Origin of the sequence: Pseudomonas sp. OA65 (genome assembly GCF_017498305.1) — a bacterium.
Lineage (GTDB): Bacteria > Pseudomonadota > Gammaproteobacteria > Pseudomonadales > Pseudomonadaceae > Aquipseudomonas > Aquipseudomonas zanjanensis.
Genome location: NZ_JAGDEZ010000002.1, coordinates 209,048 through 228,696, shown reverse-complemented (window position 1 = coordinate 228,696; position 19,649 = coordinate 209,048). Strand labels below are relative to the sequence as shown.

Genomic DNA, 19,649 nt, shown 5'->3' with positions numbered 1-19,649 from the left:
GCAGTCTCATTCAAAGTGGGTCGAGATCGAAATGCCGGCTGGGGGCGCCAGCGGCCTTGAAGCGGGCCTTGCCGAGCGCATCGTCGTGTTCGGACTCGAGGAAAAACTCCATGCGATTGCCATCGGGGTCGTTGAAATACACGCCGTTGCCGATCTCGTGGTCGGTGATCTTCACCACCTCGACGCCCTTGTTCAGCAACATGCCGTAGAGCTTGCGCAGGGTGGTCATGTCGCCCGCGATCTCCAGCCCATAGTGCTGCAATCCCAGGCCGCCCTGGTGGGCACCGGGCTCGGCGCGGAGCAACGCGATGTCGTGATGCTTGGCACCAAACGCCATCATGATCCAGCTTTCACCCCGGGCGCTTTCATGCATACCCAGCACGTCGGCATACCAGCGTGCCGACACTTCCGGGTCGCGCACGAACAACGACAGGTGAGTACGAACGACTTCGACTTTCATCGCACGGTCCCTCAGTTTTTCTTGATGATGGATTGATGCCCGGACTTGATTTGCGCCACGGCGGGCGTCCAGAGCACATCAGCGATTTCACTGAACTCACGCCACTGCTTCTGCCAGCCGTCACCACCGTTTTCGGAGGTGAACAGGTGCCCGTACTTGGTACCGGCGACGATCTGGCGAGGGTCGGCAGGGTTCAAGGCAATCGCCCAGACACAGGAGTTGGGTTGTTGCGGCAGTGGCAGCACTTCCCAACTGACGGCGGCATCCCGGGAGACCAGCACCTTGCTGGTGGTGCCTGGGGTGCCGTCGGAGATGCTCAGGTACAGCGTATCCTCGCTGCCCAACGCCGCATTCATGGCGCGCACGTAGTACAAGCCGAAGGTTTCCCGGGCGACGATGCCGGTCCAGGTCTGCCCTTCGTCGAGGCTGCGGTACACGGCGTTGACGCACACCACGACGATGACCTTTTGCCCGTGATTGGGCAGGACCACGATGTTGTGCACGTCCGAGTTGTAGTCCCACAGCAAGCGATCATCGACGCGGGTCCAGCTGTCGCCACCGTCACGGCTGTGGAACAACCCGCCCTCTTCCAGGCCGAACCAGAGCTGGTTGCGATCTGTCGGGTCGTAGGCGAAGGCCAGCAAGCGTGGGCGACTGACGCCGTCGCAGAATTCCGGGATTTCCACCGGGGCACGGTCCCAGCTCTGGCCACCGTCGAGGGTGCGCCACAGCACGGCGCGCGACGGCGCACCGGTGCCGACGAAAATCCGCTGCGCATCCTGGGGATCCACCGCGACCTTCCAGACTGTCTGCCCATTGAACGGCGAATCCACCCGCTGCCAATAGCCGCCGGTATCGCGGCTGACGCACAGGCCAACGTCGGTGCCGGCGTAGATCACCTCGGGCGTGCCCGGATGAAAACTCAAGGACCGGGTGATCGCATCGAATTCCAGGTCCTGGCCCAGGCCCAGGCGATGCCAGGTGCGACCGTCGTCGGCGCTGCGGATCACCGCTTGCCCGACGGTGGCGACCAAAAGGGTTCCGTTACTCATCACTGCTGCTCCTCAAATGAAGATGCCACGGGTCAAGCCGCCGTCGATGCCAATCGATTCCCCGGTCACCGCACCGGCCTTGGGGGACGCGAGGAAACCGATCAGCCAGCCCATTTCGATGGGGGCCAGGGTGCGTCGGATCGGCGTCGCGTCGATGTAGCCCTGCTCCACCTGCTCGGGCGTCTTGCCCTGCTTGACCCCTTCGCGCTCGTACAGCTCCTGGATGTGCGGGGTGTCGACCACGCCGGGGTGGATCAGGTTGACCGTGATGCCGGACGGGCCGAGTTGGTCGGAGAGGGTCTTGGTCATGTGGGCGATGGCCAGGTTGCGCATGCCCGAGAGCACCTTGCTGCCACGCCCGGTCAGGCCACCGATGTTGATGATGCGACCGAAACCGCCGGCCTTCATGTGCGGCGTCACCGCCTTGGCGCAACGGAAATAGCCGATCACCTTGGTGTTGAGATCCGAGAGCAACTCATCGTCGCCGGCATGTTCGATGTCGTTGCGCACCACGCCGGACGGGGCCGCCGCGCCGTTGACCAGGATATCGATGCGGCCAAAGTGCTTGTGGGCCGCTTCGACCATGTCGGACACCGCCGACATCTGGTTGGTGTCACAGAACAGCGGCAGCACCTCGTTGCCGGTCTCTGCGCTGATTTCCTCGGCGGCCTGCTGGAGATATTCCATGCGCCGCGCGCAGATCACCACCTTGCAACCTTCCTGGGACAGAAAGCGCGCGACTTCCTTGCCGATGCCCATACCACCGCCGGTGACGATCGCCACGCGGCCTTGCAATTCCAGATCCATAGCAGTTCCTCTTGTGATTATTCGGCTCAGGCCAGATCGACGAAGACACTTTTGGTTTCGGTGTAGGCATCGATCACGTTCTTGCTCATTTCCCGACCCCAGCCGGATTGCTTGTAGCCGCCAAAGGGCGAGGCCGGATCGACGACGTTCCAGCAGTTGATCCACACCGAGCCGGCCTTCAACTGCGCCGCCACGCGGTGGGCGGAGCGCAAGTCACGGGTCCACAGTCCGGCCGCCAGGCCATAAGGCGAGTCGTTGGCACGCAGCACCAGCTCGTCGATTTCGGTCCAGCTCATGACGGTCAGCACCGGGCCGAAGATTTCTTCCCGGGCGACACAGGCGCGCTCGGCGCGGTCGAGAAACACGCTGGGGCGGATGAAGTGGCCGCGCTCCAAATGGTCGGGGCGATCACCGCCGCAGATCAGTTCCGCGCCCTCTTCCTGGCCCCGTTGCAGGTAGCCACGCACCGTGCCCAATTGCCGGGCCGAGACCAGCGGGCCCATGCTGTTGGCCGGATCCAGTCCTGGCCCCAACACATGGGCGGCGGCGTGGTGCTGGAGTTCTTCGAGCACCTGGTCGAGGACACTGGCGTGCACGTACAGACGCGAACCGGCGGTGCAGACCTGGCCCTGGTTGTAGAAAATGCCATCGGCGGCGCCTTTGGCGGCCCGGACGATGTCGGCGTCCGGCAGGATGATGTTGGGGGACTTGCCACCCAGCTCCAACGAGACCTTCTTCATGTTGCCGGTGGCCGCCTGGGCGATCAGCCGGCCCACTTGGGTCGAACCGGTGAAGGCGATCTTGTCCACGTCCGGGTGCTGGGCCAGCGGTGCGCCAGTGCGCGCGCCGAGGCCGGTGAGCAGGTTGACCACCCCGGCCGGGAAACCGGCGGCTTCGATCAATTGCACCAGGCGAATGGCGACCAGGGGCGTCTGTTCGGCGGGCTTGAGCACCGCGACACAACCGGTCGCCAGCACCGGGCCGAGCTTCCACACGCACATGGTCAGCGGAAAATTCCACGGCACGATCAACGCGCAGACGCCCACCGGCTCGCGCAAGGTGTAGTTGAGCATCGGCGCGCCACTGGCGGGCGACACCGGCAACGTGCTGCCTTCGATCTTGGTCGGCCAGCCAGCGAAATAACGGATGATGTTGGCCGCGCTGGCCGCTTCACCCCGGGCCGCGGCGATCGGCTTGCCGTTTTCCAGGGTGATCAGTTGCGCCAGCTCTTCGCGATGCTGGTCGAGCAGTTCCGCCAGGCGAAACAACAGCAACCCGCGCTGGGCCGGCGACTGCTGCGCCCAAGCTCCAGTGAAGGCCGCGCGGGCGGCGGCGACGGCGGCATCCACGTCCCGTTCGCCGCCTTCGGCGACTTCCGTCAGGGTGTGTTCAGTGGCCGGGTTTTCCACGGCAAACCGACGTCCATCGGCGGCGTCCTGCCAGGCGCCGCCGATAAACAGGTGCCCGGGTAACGACAGGAACTTCTCGACCGCGGGCAACAATTGAATCTGCTTCATATCCCCTCCTTCACAGCGCCATTTCAATCAGGCAAGGACCGCCGTCGGCCTTGGCGTTGGCCAGGGCGCGCTGCAACTCGCCGTTGGTGTGCACGGTGCTGGCCGGCAAGCCGTAGCCCTTGGCCAGGGCCTTCCAATCGATGCGAGGACGGTCCAGTACCGTCAGGCTCAGGGCCTCGGGGCCCAGCTCGGTCATGCCGAAGCGGCGCAGTTCGTTTTGCAGGATGGCGTAGCGATGGTTGGCCGCGATCAGGATCACCACCGGCAATTGCTCCCGGGCGATGCTCCACAAGGTCTGGATCGTGTACTGGGCACTGCCGTCCGATTGCAGGCAGAACACCTTGTTGCCACGCTCGGCCATGGCGGCGCCAAAGCCCACCGGGATGCCCTGGCCGATGGCCCCACCGGTATTGGTCAAGACCCGATGCCGTGCGGCATGGGCCGAGGCAGTGAAGAACGGATAGCCGCACGTCCCGCCTTCCACCGACACGATGCAGTCGTCCGGCAGCGACGCGGCCAGCACCTGGCCCACGGACTGGGGCGTCAACGTGGCTTCGCTGGGCGGCAGTTCGATACCGCTTGGCGTGGGCACATAAGCCGGTGCTTCAAGGGCATCGGCCAGCGCAGTGAGCGCCCCGGCAACGTCGTCCCCCACCTCAGCCAGGCACAGCAGGCGTTCGCGCTCTGCCAGCCGCGAGGCAATGCCTTCGTAGCCGAAATAGCTGATGGGTTCGGGGACGCCGGCGCAGACCACCGCGTCATATTGATCCAGGATCTCGATGGCCACTTCAGGGAAGTAAGGCAGGCGATCCAGGTCCGGCAGGCCACCACCGCGATAACTCACGCGGGGAAAGGTTTCGGCGAACAGGCGCACGCCCGGCAGTCGGGCCAGGCGTCCCGCCGCTTCGAGTCCGGCGACGGACAAGCCTTGGTCGCCGACGATAAACACCAGGCGCCGGCCATCGCGCAGTGCCTGGGCGACCGCCTCGATCCGGTCACCGGCAAAACGCCGGACCGGGGCCTGCAATGCCGTGAAGGCTTTCTCGTGCTGAACGGTGTTGGCTTGCAGGTCCATCGGCAGGATCAGGCTGGCGATCTGGCCGTTGGCTTGCCAGGCCGCACGCACCGCCTCCTGGAAGTCTTCACCAACGCCCGATGCCGTGCGCGAGGTACGTACCCACGCGGAAACGCTGCCGGCCAAGGCCTGGATATCACTGGCCAACGGCGGATCGTAATTGACGTGCCAGGACGCGTGATCGCCGATGACGTTGACGATCGGGGTGTTGGCGCGACGGGCGTTGTGCAGGTTGGCGATGCCATTGGCAAAGCCGGGACCGAGGTGCGTCAAGGTCATCGCCGGTTTGCCGGCAATCCGGCCGTAGCCGTCCGCCGCACCGGTGCACACCCCTTCGAACAAGGACAGTACCGGCTTGAGGGCTGGCGCGCTGGCCATGGCTGCCACCAAGGGGATTTCAGTCGTTCCGGGATTGGCGAAGCAGTATTCGATACCGCTTGCCACCGCCGCCTTCACTATCAGTTGCGCACCATTCATTTCCAGCCCTCTTCATCGAGCGTTTGCAGTGGCTGAGATTTATCACACAACCAAATCGACAAAACAAGCTATTTTTATGCATTAAAATCGTATTTTGAGATAAATGCATATTTTTGAAGGGCAAATGACTGGAAATCAGTTTGCATTTCTCAAGCATTCGATTACCGTGGCAACGCGCTCCTGAGGACATGCGCGGGCTTTTCATCACCGCCGCGGCTACCTATAGTGCTCACCCAACGCCCCCCACGCGCCATTCCCCCTCTAGGAGCGAAATGAGCAGTCTGAGCAAAATGCTGAGCGTGCTGGACCTTTTCGGCCCGGCCACGCTGAAGATCGACCCCGATACCATCGCCGAGCGCATGGGCCTGTCACGGGCGACCGTGTACCGCTACGTCAAGGATTTGTGCGATGCCGGCCTACTGGTGCGGGTGGATGCCGGCAGCTACGGCCTGGGGCCACGCATCATTGAGCTGGACTGGATGATGCGGCAGTACGACCCGATCCTCGTGGCCGGCCGCGAGTTGATGCACGAGCTGTCCGATGCCACTGGCCTGGCGGTGTTTGCCAGCGTTTTCTACGACGGCCGCATCATCAACACCTACATCGCCGAACCCAGCGACACCTACCAGTTCTCATTCGGGCGCGGCCAGCCGCTGCCGTTCTTTCGCGGTGCGCAATCCAAGGTGTTGATCGCTTTCCAGAAGGGTCGACGCCTGCAACGCCTGTTCGAAGAGCACCTGGCCAACGACCCCCAGGGCAGCTATGACTGGGCAAGCTTTTCCAAGGCCGCGAAAAAGATCCGCAAGGACGGCTATTGCATGACCCATGACGAACTCAACCTGGGGCTCACCGGCATCGCGGCGCCCATCGTCAACCCGGAGCTCGACGACGTGGTGGGCAGCCTTTCGGCCGTCGGCAGCACCGACAGCTTCAAGCTGCTGCGCCAGGAAACCGTGATTGAAATGGTGATGGACACGACCCGGCGGATTGCCGAGCGGATGCAGAATCCGCCTGCGGTTGGCTAGAAAACACAGACGCCGCGCACTCAAGCAAAACGATCCCCCTGTGGCGAGGGGATTTATCCCCGCTGGGCTGCGCAGCAGCCCCCTAAGCAGTCAACTCAATCTGTCTGACACACCGGGTTGCCTGCATTTAGGGCCGCTTCGCGCCCCAGCGGGGATAAATCCCCTCGCCACAGGGGTTTAGCGAGCAGCTCCGGCCTCAGAACGGCACGGCCACCGTCACCTGGCTGTAGACGTTGGTGCCATTGCCGCTCACTTGATTGCCCCCCGTCGTTGCGTCCCGATCCGGCTTGTAGAGGCCGATCAGCGGCGTGACGATCAAATGCTCGTTCACCGCCCATTCGGCGTACAGGTCCAACTCGCGGGCATCCAGGTTCAGCGCGTTGTCTTTACGCACGGTGTTGTAGTCGAAGTACAACGCACCAAGGGTCAGATTCTCCAACGGCTTGGCTGTCAGGCCGACATGATGAATGCCCGTGTTGCTGTTGAAGGGCCCGGCATAATTACCCGCGACTTCGCCCTGGAACCAGGTGCCATAACCGGTGCTCTGCCCGGTGAACAACGAATCCCACTTCTGCGAATAGCGGGTGTAGCGGTACGTCAGCTTGGGGGCCCAGGCGAGATCGACAAAGGTGTAGCCGGCCTCGGCGTACCAGGCGTTCTGCGGGCCGGCGTCCTTGTCTTGCCAAGCGTATTCGAACGCCAGGCTCGCATTTTCAATGCCGGCGTCGCCTTCACCGCGAAGACTGTAGACGTCCATGCCCTTGCGTTGCCGCTGGAAATCGCTGGCCCAGCGGTCATTCACATCCAGGCCGTGGATCCAGGTCAACCCCAAGGTCCCGGCCTTGGCGGTGTAGTCCAGCGTGCCGGCGGCCAGTTCGGTTTCCGCCTGGGCGCGGTTGTCGGACTTGAGCCACACCACGCTGCCATGCAGCCCCTCCTGCCCGCCCAGGCGCAACACCGCGGTCTGATCGAACGCGTGCCGGGCCGCCAGGTAATAGGCGCCACCGCGATTCAAGCGACCGTCGGCGGGCCCTTTGCCCAGGTTCGGCCCGTCATCGTTGATCAAAAATCCCCTGCCCAACTTGACCACCTGGCGCCCGCCGGAGATATCGACACCGTCCTGCCCCAGCACGGGGAACAGGTCGGCGGAGCGCCACCCCAGGTAAGCGTCTTCGATCTTCGTCGTGCGCTCGCTGCCCAGCGAATTGCCGGCCGCGTCACCATCGCCCCAGGTGGCGGAACTGACCAGGCTGAACGCGCCGTAGGCGGTGCCATGGCCGGCCAGGCCCTGGTCGCCGCTGACGCCATACTTGATAAAGCCTTCACGCCAGGTTGAACCGCCGGACCTGCCGTCGTAGTTCTTGCGACTGTTGAAATGGCCGAACACGGCAAGGAAGTCGGCGTTGAAATGCGTGTCGTCATCGGCATACAACTCATAGGCCTGGACCTGAGTCGCGGCGCAAAGCGCCAGCGTACAGGCCAGGCCACTGCCGAAAATTTCCATACGCGATAGGTTCCGCATGGTTGAAGCTCCTTGTGCTGCGCCTTTTGAAGGCTGTTTTTATATTCAGGGAGCCGGCACGGCATACCGCGCCGGCTTACAGATCAGCGGCAGTCGGCGAGCGCACCGTCCAACGCACCGACCATCAGCGCGGCCTCGTCGCTGGTGAGGGTCAGCGGCGGCGACATCACGATCTTGTTGCCAATCGGGCGCACCAATACGCCGGCCCGACGCGCCTGCTCGGCGATGCGCGAGGCCAGGCCGTTGGCGGGGTCTAGCGGCTCACGGGTGAGCTTGTCCGCCACCAGGTCCACGGCGATCATCAAGCCCTTGCCGCGAACCTCGCCCACCACCGCATAACGTTCGGTCAGCGGCTGCAATTGCTCCAGCAATTGGGCACCGACTTTGCCGGCGTTGCCCGGCAAGTCCTCGGCCTCGACGATGTCCAATACCGCCAGGGCCGCCGCACACGCCGTCGGATGTCCGCTGTAGGTGTAGCCGTGCATGATCACGCTGCCGAAGCCCGGAGCGTTTTCGATGGCATCGACGATGCGCTGGTTGAAGACCGTGGCGCCCATGGGGATGTAACCGGCGGTGATGCCCTTGGCCAGGCACAGCACGTCAGGCGCGACGCCCCAACCCCGGCTGCCAAGCATGCAGCCGGTGCGACCGAATCCGGTGACCACCTCATCGGCGATCAACAGGATGCCGTGGCGGTCGCAGACTTCCCGCAGCCGCTTCCAGTAATGCGCTGGCGGCACGATCACGCCACCGGCGCCTTGCACCGGCTCGGCGATCAACGCGGCAATGGTCTGCGGGCCGAGCAGCGCGATCTGGTCTTCCAACTGGCGAATGCAATGAGCGGTCAATTCCTCTGGGTCACGGCAGTCCCAAGGGTTGCGGTACAGCCACGGCGTATCGAGCAGATGACAGCCGGCCAACAGCGGCCCGTGGTTGTAGTGATAGACCCCATTGCCACCGACGGAGGTACCGCCCATGTGCACGCCATGGTAGCCATTGCGCAACGACAGGAAGCGCGTGCGCCCTGGCTCGCCGCTGGCGATCCAGTATTGGCGAGCCATTTTCAGGGCCGTCTCGACCGCATCGGAACCGCCGGAACTGAACAGCACCCGCGCCATGTTTTCCTGGGCGAACATCGACGTCAGCCGCTCGGCCAGGTCGAACACCCGTGGATGGGCAATGCCGTCGAAGGTCTGGTAATAAGCCAGTTCGTCCATCTGCGCGGCGATGGCCGCCTTCACCGAAGGCCGGTTATGGCCCACGTTCACGTTCCACAGGCCGCCAACACCGTCGAGCATGCGATGCCCCTCGATATCGGTGATGTAGTTGCCGTCGCCGCGGGCGATGATCAACGTCTTGGAGCGGTTGGCGGGCGCCGAAGAACTCATCGGGTGCCAGAACTTCTTCTGTGCTGTCTTGTAGTGCTCGTACATGGTTGCAGTCCTCACTTTGTTTCACGCTTGCGTACGTACAGCAGTTGCTGGCCGGTGAACTCCAGTAACCCTTCAAGGCCGAACTCGACGCCGAACCCGGACATCTTGCTGCCGCCAAACGGCGTATTCGGCTGGATCTGCGCATGGCAGTTGACCCAGGCCATGCCGCATTCCAGGCGACTGGCCAGGGCCTGGGCCTGCTCGCTGTCGCGGCCCCAGACCGACCCTCCCAGGCCCATGTCGCCGGCATTGGCGCGACGCAGGACGTCCTCGACATCCTCATAGGCGATCAGGGGCAACACCGGGCCGAACTGTTCCTCGTCCACCAGGCGCTGCCCGTCGGTCACATCGGCGACCAACGTCGGCGGGTAGAAAAAGCCCGGGCGGTCCAGACGGGCACCGCCGCACAACACCCGCGCTCCATGGGCACGGGCATCGGCCACCAATTCCTCAACCAGCTTCAACTGTTCGAGGTTCTGCACCGGGCCAAACGTGACCCCAGGCGCCAAGCCGTCACCCACCACCTGACGCTGGGCGATCTGGGCCAGGGCCTGGGCAAAGGCTTCGTACTGGGATTGGTGGATGTACAAACGCTTGAGCGCCGCGCAGGTCTGGCCCATGTTCAGGAAGGCCGCCTGGAAAATGTCTTCGGCCACCGCCTCCACCGGGGTCCCGGGCAGCACGATGGCGGCGTCGTTACCGCCCAGTTCCAGGGTCAGGCGCTTGAGGTTGCCGGCGGCACCGCGCATCACGCTTTGGCCGGTGGCGGTCGAGCCGGTGAAGACGATTTTCTGGATACCGGCATGGGCCGTGATCGCGCTGCCAAAACCTTGTTCGCCGGTCACGCTATTGATCACGCCTCGAGGCACATGGCGCGCGATGATCTCCACCAGGTGCAGGGTGCTCAGGGGCGTCAGGCTTGACGGTTTGCTGATCACACAGTTACCGGCCCGCAACGCCGGCATGATGTGCCAGACGGCGATCATGAACGGCCAGTTCCAGGGCGTGATCGACGCGACGACGCCCAACGGCTTGCGGTGCAGCTCGATGCGCTGGCTCGGGGTTTCTTCCACCAACTCCACGGGGATCTGTTGTTCGGCGGCGTAGCGCGTCCAGGCCACTGCGCCCATCACTTCGGAAAAAGCCAGTTCCAGCGGCTTGCCCTGCTCCAGGACAATCAGCCGGGCCAACGACTCGGCGTCCTGCTCGATGTCTGCCGCAATACTCAGCAGGCGTTGGCGGCGATCTTCATGGGTGCTGTGGCGCCACTCGACAAAGGCCGCTTGCGCCGCCTCGACGGCAAGGTCCAGTTGGGCCAGGGAACCGGCCGGGCAGCGGGCGAACACCGTGGCGGTGGCTGGATTGAGCACATCGAAGTGGCCGTTCTCGCCGTCGACCCGGACCCCATTTATGAGCATTTGATAATCGTGCATGACACCTTCCTTTCGCGCGCTGCCGGACCGTCCCGAACGACAGCGGATTTATTGTCTGGGTAGATTGATGGGGTCGCGCGCTGCCCTAGAGCTTGTGGCTGCCCAACGCCATGAACCGCTCGGGCGAGGCCTTGCGCAATCGGGCGGCGAGGTACACGCCGACGATCAGCGCGACGGGAATCACCGCACAGAGTCCGTAGGACAAAAGTTGGCTGGCGCCGGTCAGCACGTCGAAATGAATCACCGCAAGGGCCAGGACCGCCAACAAGGCCAGGCACGAGAAGCCCGGTAGAATCCGACCGCGCCAGAGCCCCAGCTTCAACTCCGGGTGCGCGCGGAAATAAACCAATACCGCCGCCGAGGTCAGGGCCATGAGCAGGATCACGCACAGCGTGGCCAGGTTGGAAAACCAGGCGAACAGTTGCAGGATCGGATCGGCATCCAACGCGGCGAAGATCAGCACCACCACCGCGGCGATCAGGCTTTGCAGGACCGAGCCCATGTGCGGGCTTTGATGCACGCGATGAGTGGTGCCCAAGCGGCTGTGCAGCAAACCGTCACGCCCGATGGCATAGAAGTAACGTGCCGCGGCGTTGTGGAACGCCAGCAACCCGGCGTAGATGCTGACCATGAACAGCACGCGGATGATCTGGGTCAGGTGTGGGCCGACAAAGTGATCGGACATGCCGTAGATGAACGTGGTGGGATCCTGCAGCGCTTGCAGGGTCGGCACGATCTTGTCCGCCCCTACGCCAATCACCATGGCCCAGACCGACAAGGCATAGAAGCCACCGATCAACAGCACCGAGCTATAGGTGGCAATGGGAATCGTACGGTGCGGGTTCCTGGCCTCCTCGCCGTAAATGGTGGTGGCCTCGAAGCCGATGAACGCCGCGAAGCAGAACAATAAACCGATGGATGGCGTACCGCTGAACACATGGCTGCGATCGAACGAATCGAGGTTGATGCCGCTGTCGCCACCGGTCTTGAGGATGGCGAAATCCAGCGTCAGGATCGCCAGGTATTCGGCAATGACCACCACCGACAGCACCCGGGCCGACAGGTCGATCTTGCGATAGCCAAGAATCGCGATGCTCGCCATCGCCAGGAGCGAATAGGTCCACCACGGCAAGTCCAGGCCAAAGACGCTGGCCATCGTGCCGCTGACCACGCCGCCGAACATGCCGTACAGGCCGACCTGGAGAATGTTGTAGGCGAACATCGCCAACACCCCCGCCGCGCCACCGGCCAAGCCACCCAGGCCGCGGGAGGTGAACGCATAAAAACCACCGGCATTGGTCATGTGCCGGGACATGGCGGTGTAGCCCGCCGAAAATGCCAACAGCACCAACAGCGCCAGGAGCAGCAACGCCGGGGTACCAGCGCCATTGCCCAGCATGATGCCAATGGGGAAGCCACCGGCGATGACACTCAAGGGGCTCGCCGCCGAAATCACGAAGAAGATGATGAAGCCGACACCCAGGGCACCGCGTTTCAACTCCGTCGAGCTGCTGATCGGGAAAGATACGCTCATTGTTCTTGACCTTATTGTATGAGGCAGTTGTTGCTGGATCGCAGATGCCAACTTCGCCGACTTCCAAGCGCTTATTGTTCTGCTTGCACGCTGGATTCGATGCTAGGCCTTGGCCAAAACCCTTCGCTATCCCAAAACGGCAGCATCCGAAGCCGCGCCCCAAAACAGGTCAGCCCAGCTGTAACCCTATTCACTTAGGACCCACGACATCCCTGTGGCGAGGGAGCTTGCTCCCGCTGGGTCGCGCAGCGGCCCCTCTTTTTTGGGCCTGCTGCGCAGTCCAGCGGGAGCAAGCTCCCTCGCCACAGGTTTTGTGTTTTCTTGGCGGAGCCGCATTGCCCAATGCCGGCGCACAACCGCTGCCGATTCGGGATAACGGGAAAGTGCCCCCTGCCGCAAGATAACCTCGCCCACCGCTCAAACCGTGCTGGGCACAGAACAATAAAAATCCCCACGCGCAGGAAAACCTCAGCATGTCCTTCACTCGTCTCTCTATCCAATGGCGGATCACGCTCCTGAGCGGCCTGTGCCTGCTGGCCGTCGTCGGGGCACTGACCGGTGCCTCGCTGTATCAGAGCCAGCAAAGCGCAACGTTGCTCAAACAGCAAAGCAGTCAACTGCTGGGGCGCTCGGCCCTGGAAGGTTTGCAGGCACAGGGCTTGGCACACGGCCAGCGGGTGGAACGGTTTTTCAGCGAAACGGCGATCTATGGGGAAGGTTTTGCCCAGCAAGTCCTGCAACTGCGCGCCCAGGCGTGGAACGGGCGACTGACACCGGGGCAACTGCGTCGGGACTTGATCGCCGCGACCCGCCAGGCCCTTCAGAACCGCGAAAAAGTGCTGGGCTTCTACGTGGTGCTGCTTCCCGACGCGCTGGTCGGTGAAGATGCCGGCTTCACCGGCCAACGGGATCTGGCCGGCAATGAAATAGGTCGCTTTGCCCTGTACTGGTCGCAAAGCCAACCCGGCCATCTGGTGCAAGAAGTGCTCAGCGAAGCCCAGATCAGTGCCAACACCGCGCCACCGGGCAGCGAGCCAGCCAACGCCTGGTACGTCTGCCCCCAGACCCAAGAGCGCACCTGCGTGACCGAGCCCTATGCGATCGAGGTCGAAGGCCAGAAGACGTTGATGAGCAGCATCTCCATACCGCTGCTGGACCAGGGCAAAGTCATCGGTGTCGTCGGCATGGACATCAGCCTCGATACGCTCCAGCAGCTCGCCGCGAGCCTGGCCAACGACCTGTATCCCGGCCACAGCGAAATCAACATCCTTTCCCCATCCGGGCAAATTGCCGGCCACAGCGGCACCGTGACGGGTACGTCTGTCGACGTGCAGCAAACCGTGCAAACCGCTCCGGCAAACGCCCCCTGGCAATTGCAGATACGCGTGCCGCAAGCGCTGGTGCAAGCGCCGGCCCTGCACATGCAGGCCCAGTTGGACGACAAGCATCGCCAGGCCAACTGGTTCAACCTCGGCCTGGGCTTGCTGGCTGCCGGCCTTGGCCTGGTGCTTATCTGGCTCACCGCTTATAGCGTGACCCGGCCGCTGCTGAGGGTGGCGCAAATGCTCGATGCGATTGTCGATGGCGACGGCGATCTCACCCAGCGCCTGCCCAACGACCGTCACGATGAATTGGGCCATCTGGCCCATGGCTTCAACCGTTTTCTCGATAAATTGCAGCCCATCATCCGCGATATCCAGCAAGCCTCCCTCGACACCCGCAACACCGCCGACACCTCGGCGCAGGTGGCCCGGGAAGTCAGCGCGGGCATGCACACGCAGTACCGGGAAGTCGAACTGGCGGCAACCGCCTTGCATGAAATGAGCACCAGCGCCCAGGAAGTCGCCCGTCATTCCCACCAGGCTGCCGATGCCGCCACCGTTGCCGAAAACGCTAGCCGATCGGGGCGTGAATTGTTCGCCAACGCGGTCAACAGCATCGACAGCCTCGACCGCTGCCTGGAAACCACCCTCGAGCAAGTGCAGGCACTGGCCGGCAACAGTCAGCACATCGGCCAGGTGCTGGATGTGATTTGTGCGATTGCCCAGCAGACCAACCTGCTGGCGTTGAATGCCGCCATCGAGGCCGCCCGCGCTGGCGAACAGGGCCGTGGCTTCGCGGTGGTGGCCGACGAAGTCCGGCATCTGGCAAGCAATACGCAGAACTCGGTCGAACAAATACGCTCGGTGATCGAAGCGTTGCAGCAACTGAGCCAGGACGTCGTGCACAGCACTCAGTCAAGCCGCGAGCTGGCCCGGGACAGCGTCGTTCAAGTCGATAAGACCCAGGCAGCGCTGCAGCGCATCACCGACGCCGTGGAAGTGATCGAACACATGAACCAGCAGATCGCCAGCGCGGCCCTGGAGCAAAGCGCTGTGGTGGAAGACATCAGCCACCGCGTCAGCGACATTCGCGGCATCAGTGAAACCTTGACCAGCCGCATGGAAGAGGCCTCGCAGGCGAGCCACTCGTTGCATGCCATGGCCAACCATCAGCAGCAGTTGGTGGGGCATTTTCGGATCTGATTACACAATTTCACAGAGCGCCTACAAAGCTTCACCCCTGCCGCCGGCCTCGATCCCTACCATGGGCGGCTCAATCGTGGGGAAGCACCATGTCCAAGACTCCTTTCGTCACCCTGGGCCTGTTGGCAGGCGCATTGCTGCTCAGTGGCTGTGACAGCGCCTCGAACCCGGAAGCGTCCGCCCCGCTGCCCAGCGTGCGTGTCGAAACCGTCCAGGCCCGGCCACTGTCGATCAGCAACGAGCTGAGCGGGCGGATCGCCGCGCCACGGGTCGCCGAAGTCCGGGCGCGGGTGGCCGGCGTGGTCTTGCAGCGGGTGTTCCATGAGGGCCGTGACGTCAAGCAGGGCGAGGTGCTGTTTCGCATCGATCCGGCGCCGTTCAAGGCCGACCTGGACAGTGCCGAGGCGGCGTTGCGCAAGGCCGAGGCCAATGCGTTCCAGGCCCGCTTGCAAGCCCAGCGTTATGCCCAGTTGATCGATGACAAGGCGATCAGTGGCCAGGACTACGACAACGCCCGGGCCAACGTGCGCCAGACGGCCGCTGACGTCGCCGCCAGCAAGGCCGCGGTGGAACGGGCGAAGCTGAACCTGGGGTATGCCACGGTGACCGCGCCGATTTCCGGGCGCATCGGCCGCGCCCTGGTGACGGAAGGTGCCTTGGTGGGGCAGAACGAAAGCACGCCGTTGGCGCTGATCCAGCAACTGGACCCGATCCACGCCGACCTCACGCAATCGACCCGCGAACTCAACGACCTGCGCCGCGCCTTTCGCGCAGGGCAGTTGCAGGCAGTCGGCCAGGGCCAGGCCAAGGCCACCTTGATCCAGGACGACGGCAGCCCTTACCCGTTGCCCGGCAAGTTGCTGTTCACCGACCTCAGTGTCGACCCGAGCACCGGTCAGATCACCTTGCGCAGCGAATTCCCCAACCCCGACCTGGACCTGCTGCCGGGCAGTTTCATCCGCGTGCGCCTCGAACAAGCGGTCAACAGCCAAGGCATCACCGTGCCGCAACGGGCCATCCTGCGGGACAGTGCCGGGGTCGCCCAGGTGTTGCTGCTGGACGCCGAGCAAAGGGTCAGCCAGCAACCGGTGCAACTGGGCGCCGCACAAAACGATCGCTGGGTCGTTACCCACGGCTTGAAACCCGGCGACCGCATCGTCATCGAAGGCCTGCAACACGCACGTCCCGGCGAGCAAGTCCAGGTCGACGACTCCCCACTTCCCCTCGCCCAGGTTCCCGGGCCACAGGCAGGACACTAAGCCATGCCGCAATTCTTCATCGACCGCCCGGTGTTCGCCTGGGTCGTCGCCTTGTTCATTCTGTTATCCGGTGTCCTGGCCATCCCACAACTGCCGGTGGCGCAATACCCGGTCGTGGCCCCACCACAAATCGAGATCTACACCGTGTACCCGGGCGCTTCGGCGCAAACCGTGGACGAAAGCGTGGTCAGCCTGATCGAGGAAGAACTCAACGGCACCGACAACCTGCTGTATTTCGAATCCCAAAGCAGCCTGGGCAGCGCCACCATCACCGCGACCTTCCAACCCGGGACCAACCCGGAACTGGCCCAGGTCGATGTGCAGAATCGCCTCAAGGCGGTGGAGTCGCGCCTGCCGCAAGCAGTCACGCAGCAGGGCTTGCAGGTGGACAAAGTCTCGGCCGGCTTCCTGCTGCTGATCACCCTCACCTCCAACGACGGCAAGCTCGACGACGTGGCCCTCAGCGACTACCTGGCGCGCAACGTGATGAACGAGATCAAGCGCCTGGACGGTGTCGGCAAGGCCCAGCTGTACGGCGCCGAGCGGGCCATGCGGATCTGGATCGACCCCCGGAAACTGGTGGGTTTCAACCTGACCCCGGCCGACGTCAACGCCGCCATCGTGGCACAGAACGCCCAGGTGTCGGCGGGCAGCCTGGGGGATCTGCCGAGCCGCAGCACCCAGGAAATCACCGCGACCATTGTCGTCAAAGGCCAGCTCAACACGCCCCAAGAGTTCGCCGACATTGTGCTCAAGGCCAACCCCGATGGCTCGACGGTGCGCATCGCCGATGTGGCACGGGTGGAAATCGGCAGCCAGGAATACCAGTTTTCCACGCGCCTGAACGGCAAGCCATCCACTGCGGTGGCGGTGCAGTTGTCACCGGGCGCCAACGCGTTGAACACCGCGACCCTGGTGCGCAACAAGATGGATGAGCTGGCGCGCTACTTCCCGGCCGGCGTGGAATACAAGATCCCCTACGACACCTCGCCGTTCGTCAAAGTCTCGATCACCAAAGTGATCTATACCCTCGGCGAAGCGATGCTGCTGGTGTTCGCGGTGATGTTCCTGTTCCTGCAGAACATCCGCTACACGCTGATCCCGACATTGGTGGTGCCGGTGGCGTTGATGGGCACCTTCGCCACGATGCTCGCGCTGGGGTTCTCGATCAACGTGTTGACCATGTTCGGCATGGTGCTGGCCATCGGCATCCTGGTGGACGACGCCATCGTGGTGGTGGAGAACGTCGAGCGAATCATGGCCCAGGAAGGCTTGTCGCCCAAGGAAGCCACGCGCAAGGCCATGGGGCAGATCACCGGTGCGATCATCGGCATTACCCTGGTGCTGGTGGCGGTGTTCATTCCGATGGCGTTCATGCAGGGCTCGGTGGGGGTGATTTACCAACAGTTCTCGCTGTCGATGGCGACGTCGATTTTGTTCTCGGCCTTTCTCGCCCTGACCTTGACCCCGGCACTTTGCGCGACCTTGCTCAAACCGGTCGCCCAAGGTGATCACCACGGCAAAAACGGTTTCTTCGGCTGGTTCAACCGTGGCTTCGACCGATTCGGCGACCGCTATCAGGGATGGGTGGCTTATGCGCTGAAACGCAGCGGCCGTTATCTACTGATCTACGGCGTGCTGCTGGTGGGCATGGGCCTGCTGTTCAGTCGCTTGCCCTCCTCGTTCCTGCCGGTGGAAGACCAGGGCTACACCATCACCGACATCCAGCTGCCACCGGGCGCGAGCAAAAACCGGACGGTGCAGGTGGTGGAGCAGATCGAAGCGCACAACGCCGGTGAGCCGGGGGTCGGCGACAGCACGGTCATCCTCGGTTTCAGTTTCTCCGGCAGCGGGCAGAACGCGGCCCTGGCGTTCACCACCCTCAAGGACTGGTCGCAACGCGGCGCCGAGGACTCGGCGGCGTCCATCGCCGACCGCGCGAACCTGGCGCTGAGTCAGATCAAGGACGCCATGGCGTTCTCGGTGTTGCCGCCGCCCGTGGACGGCCTGGGCACCTCCAGCGGTTTCGAGTTCCGCTTGCAGGACCGTGGCGGCCTCGGCCACGCCACGCTGATGCAGGCCCGCAGCGAATTGCTCGCCGCCGCCGAAAAAAGCCCGGTGCTGATCAATGTCCGCGAAAGCGCCCTGGCGGAGGCACCGCAGGTGCAATTGGAGGTCGACCGCAAGCAGGCCAATGCCCTGGGCATTTCCTTCGCCGACGTCGGTGGTGTGTTGTCCACGGCGGTGGGTTCGGCCTATATCAACGACTTCCCCAACCAGGGGCGGATGCAGCGCGTGGTGGTGCAGGCCGAGGGCGACCAGCGCAGCCAGGTCGAGGACTTGCTGAAGATTCACGTGCGTAACAGCAGCGGGAAAATGGTGCCGTTGTCGGCCTTCGTCCAGGCCCGCTGGACCCAGGGGCCGGCGCAATTGACCCGCTATAACGGTTATCCGGCGGTGAGCATTTCCGGCGAACCGGCACCGGGCTACAGCACCGGGCAAGCCATGGCTGAAATCGAACGGTTGGTGGCCCAAGGGCCGACGGGCCTGGGCCAGGAATGGACCGGGTTGTCCTTGCAGGAACGTCTGTCCGGCAGCCAGGCGCCGATCCTGCTGGGCCTGTCGCTGCTGGTGGTGTTCCTGTGCCTGGCGGCGCTGTACGAGAGTTGGTCGATCCCGACCTCGGTGTTGCTGGTGGTGCCGCTGGGTGTGCTCGGCGCGGTGCTGGCCGTGTCGTTGCGCGGGATGCCCAACGATGTGTTCTTCAAGATCGGGCTGATTACCATCATCGGCCTGTCGGCAAAGAACGCGATCCTGATCATCGAGTTCGCCAAGAGCCTGTACGACGATGGGCATGACCTGATCGACGCCACGCTCCAGGCCGCGCGCCTGCGCCTGCGGCCGATCATCATGACCTCGCTGGCGTTCATCCTCGGCGTGGTCCCGCTGGCGATTGCCACCGGAGCCAGTTCGGCGAGCCAGCAGGCCATCGGCACCGGGGTGATCGGCGGCATGATCACCGCCACCCTGGCGGTGGTATTCGTGCCGGTGTTTTTCGTGGTGGTGATGAAGCGTGTCAGGCGTGTTGATCCAAAATGAGGCCAGGCCGGGCCACCGCTATCGCGAGCAAGCTTTGCTCCCACAGGGATTTGAGTTGAACGCCTATCCGGCGATCGCCCGGGACAAACTGTGGGAGCGGGCTTGCTCGCGAAGAGGCCGGCACATTCAACATCTTTATTGACGGTGACGCCGCCTTCGCGAGCAGACTCGCTCCCACAGGGATTTGAGTTGAACGCCTATCCGGCGATCACCCGGGACAAACTGTGGGAGCGGGCTTGCTCGCGAAGAGGCCGGCACATTCAACATCTTCATTGACTGTGACGCCGCCTTCGCGAGCAGGCTCGCTCCCACAGGGATTTGAGTTGAACGCCTATCCGGCGATCGCCCGGGACAAACTGTGGGAGCGGGCTTGCTCGCGAAGAGGCCGGCACATTCAACATCTTTATTGACGGTGACGCCGCCTTCGCGAG

At 63.5% G+C, this 19,649-nt stretch carries 13 protein-coding genes; 4 read left to right on the top strand and 9 right to left on the bottom strand.

The annotated features are described in order from the left end of the window. Positions 1 to 10: 10 nt before the first annotated feature. From J3361_RS02635 to J3361_RS02615, 5 genes are read right to left on the bottom strand one after another with little or no spacing between them, the layout of a single operon-like run. The gene (locus J3361_RS02635) at positions 11 to 460 is read right to left on the bottom strand and encodes a VOC family protein (RefSeq protein WP_053122009.1); all 450 of its coding nucleotides are present in this window, start codon (positions 458 to 460) and stop codon (positions 11 to 13) included. Positions 461 to 471: 11 nt separating this feature from the next. Further along, positions 472 to 1,512, bottom strand: coding sequence for a YCF48-related protein (locus tag J3361_RS02630; protein WP_207962199.1), 1,041 nt, complete (start codon positions 1,510 to 1,512; stop codon positions 472 to 474). 12 nt (positions 1,513 to 1,524) lie between these two features. Next, positions 1,525 to 2,319: an SDR family oxidoreductase gene (locus J3361_RS02625; protein ID WP_186705869.1), complete on the bottom strand. Its 795-nt coding sequence runs from the start codon at positions 2,317 to 2,319 to the stop codon at positions 1,525 to 1,527. Positions 2,320 to 2,345: 26 nt separating this feature from the next. Beyond that, positions 2,346 to 3,836 carry an aldehyde dehydrogenase family protein gene (locus J3361_RS02620; RefSeq protein ID WP_207962197.1) on the bottom strand — a complete coding sequence of 497 codons (1,491 nt, stop codon included), beginning with the start codon at positions 3,834 to 3,836 and terminating at the stop codon, positions 2,346 to 2,348. A gap of 10 nt (positions 3,837 to 3,846) precedes the next feature. Then, on the bottom strand, positions 3,847 to 5,388 hold the full coding sequence (locus J3361_RS02615) for an acetolactate synthase large subunit (protein WP_207962195.1): 1,542 nt from the start codon (positions 5,386 to 5,388) through the stop codon (positions 3,847 to 3,849). Between the two features lie 272 nt (positions 5,389 to 5,660). On the opposite strand from J3361_RS02615, the gene J3361_RS02610 reads away from it, so the two are divergent. Further along, a complete protein-coding gene (locus J3361_RS02610) occupies positions 5,661 to 6,413 on the top strand; it encodes an IclR family transcriptional regulator (protein WP_207962193.1) in 753 nt (250 codons plus the stop codon). 196 nt (positions 6,414 to 6,609) lie between these two features. On the opposite strand, the gene J3361_RS02605 is transcribed toward J3361_RS02610, so the two are convergent. The 4 genes from J3361_RS02605 to J3361_RS02590 form a co-directional block, all read right to left on the bottom strand. Then, positions 6,610 to 7,935, bottom strand: a complete 1,326-nt coding sequence (locus tag J3361_RS02605; RefSeq protein ID WP_207962191.1) for a hypothetical protein — start codon at positions 7,933 to 7,935, stop codon at positions 6,610 to 6,612. Between the two features lie 83 nt (positions 7,936 to 8,018). Beyond that, positions 8,019 to 9,368, bottom strand: coding sequence for an aminotransferase class III-fold pyridoxal phosphate-dependent enzyme (locus tag J3361_RS02600; protein WP_207962189.1), 1,350 nt, complete (start codon positions 9,366 to 9,368; stop codon positions 8,019 to 8,021). Between the two features lie 11 nt (positions 9,369 to 9,379). Further along, positions 9,380 to 10,801, bottom strand: a complete 1,422-nt coding sequence (locus tag J3361_RS02595; protein WP_207962181.1) for an aldehyde dehydrogenase family protein — start codon at positions 10,799 to 10,801, stop codon at positions 9,380 to 9,382. An 85-nt stretch (positions 10,802 to 10,886) separates the two neighbouring features. Next, the gene (locus J3361_RS02590) at positions 10,887 to 12,335 is read right to left on the bottom strand and encodes an APC family permease (protein WP_207962179.1); all 1,449 of its coding nucleotides are present in this window, start codon (positions 12,333 to 12,335) and stop codon (positions 10,887 to 10,889) included. A 473-nt stretch (positions 12,336 to 12,808) separates the two neighbouring features. Between J3361_RS02590 and J3361_RS02585 the strand changes: the two genes are divergently transcribed. The 3 genes from J3361_RS02585 (at position 12,809) to J3361_RS02575 (ending at position 19,218) form a co-directional block, all read left to right on the top strand. Continuing rightward, positions 12,809 to 14,860 (top strand): methyl-accepting chemotaxis protein, encoded by a 2,052-nt coding sequence (locus tag J3361_RS02585; protein ID WP_207962177.1) that lies wholly within the window; start codon positions 12,809 to 12,811, stop codon positions 14,858 to 14,860. Positions 14,861 to 14,949: 89 nt separating this feature from the next. Further along, a complete protein-coding gene (locus J3361_RS02580; protein WP_207962175.1) occupies positions 14,950 to 16,119 on the top strand; it encodes an efflux RND transporter periplasmic adaptor subunit in 1,170 nt (389 codons plus the stop codon). Between the two features lie 3 nt (positions 16,120 to 16,122). After that, positions 16,123 to 19,218 (top strand): efflux RND transporter permease subunit, encoded by a 3,096-nt coding sequence (locus J3361_RS02575; protein WP_207962173.1) that lies wholly within the window; start codon positions 16,123 to 16,125, stop codon positions 19,216 to 19,218. Positions 19,219 to 19,649 lie beyond the last annotated feature (431 nt).

Excerpts from the sequence above, each read along its gene's own strand:
- J3361_RS02635 (WP_053122009.1), bottom strand. The coding sequence starts at position 460 with ATGAAAGTCGAAGTCGTTCGTACTCACCTGTCGTTGTTCGTGCGCGAC.
- J3361_RS02630 (WP_207962199.1), bottom strand. The coding sequence starts at position 1,512 with ATGAGTAACGGAACCCTTTTGGTCGCCACCGTCGGGCAAGCGGTGATC.
- J3361_RS02625 (WP_186705869.1), bottom strand. The coding sequence starts at position 2,319 with ATGGATCTGGAATTGCAAGGCCGCGTGGCGATCGTCACCGGCGGTGGT.
- J3361_RS02620 (WP_207962197.1), bottom strand. The coding sequence starts at position 3,836 with ATGAAGCAGATTCAATTGTTGCCCGCGGTCGAGAAGTTCCTGTCGTTA.
- J3361_RS02615 (WP_207962195.1), bottom strand. The coding sequence starts at position 5,388 with ATGAATGGTGCGCAACTGATAGTGAAGGCGGCGGTGGCAAGCGGTATC.
- J3361_RS02610 (WP_207962193.1), top strand. The coding sequence starts at position 5,661 with ATGAGCAGTCTGAGCAAAATGCTGAGCGTGCTGGACCTTTTCGGCCCG.
- J3361_RS02605 (WP_207962191.1), bottom strand. The coding sequence starts at position 7,935 with ATGCGGAACCTATCGCGTATGGAAATTTTCGGCAGTGGCCTGGCCTGT.
- J3361_RS02600 (WP_207962189.1), bottom strand. The coding sequence starts at position 9,368 with ATGTACGAGCACTACAAGACAGCACAGAAGAAGTTCTGGCACCCGATG.
- J3361_RS02595 (WP_207962181.1), bottom strand. The coding sequence starts at position 10,801 with ATGCACGATTATCAAATGCTCATAAATGGGGTCCGGGTCGACGGCGAG.
- J3361_RS02590 (WP_207962179.1), bottom strand. The coding sequence starts at position 12,335 with ATGAGCGTATCTTTCCCGATCAGCAGCTCGACGGAGTTGAAACGCGGT.
- J3361_RS02585 (WP_207962177.1), top strand. The coding sequence starts at position 12,809 with ATGTCCTTCACTCGTCTCTCTATCCAATGGCGGATCACGCTCCTGAGC.
- J3361_RS02580 (WP_207962175.1), top strand. The coding sequence starts at position 14,950 with ATGTCCAAGACTCCTTTCGTCACCCTGGGCCTGTTGGCAGGCGCATTG.
- J3361_RS02575 (WP_207962173.1), top strand. The coding sequence starts at position 16,123 with ATGCCGCAATTCTTCATCGACCGCCCGGTGTTCGCCTGGGTCGTCGCC.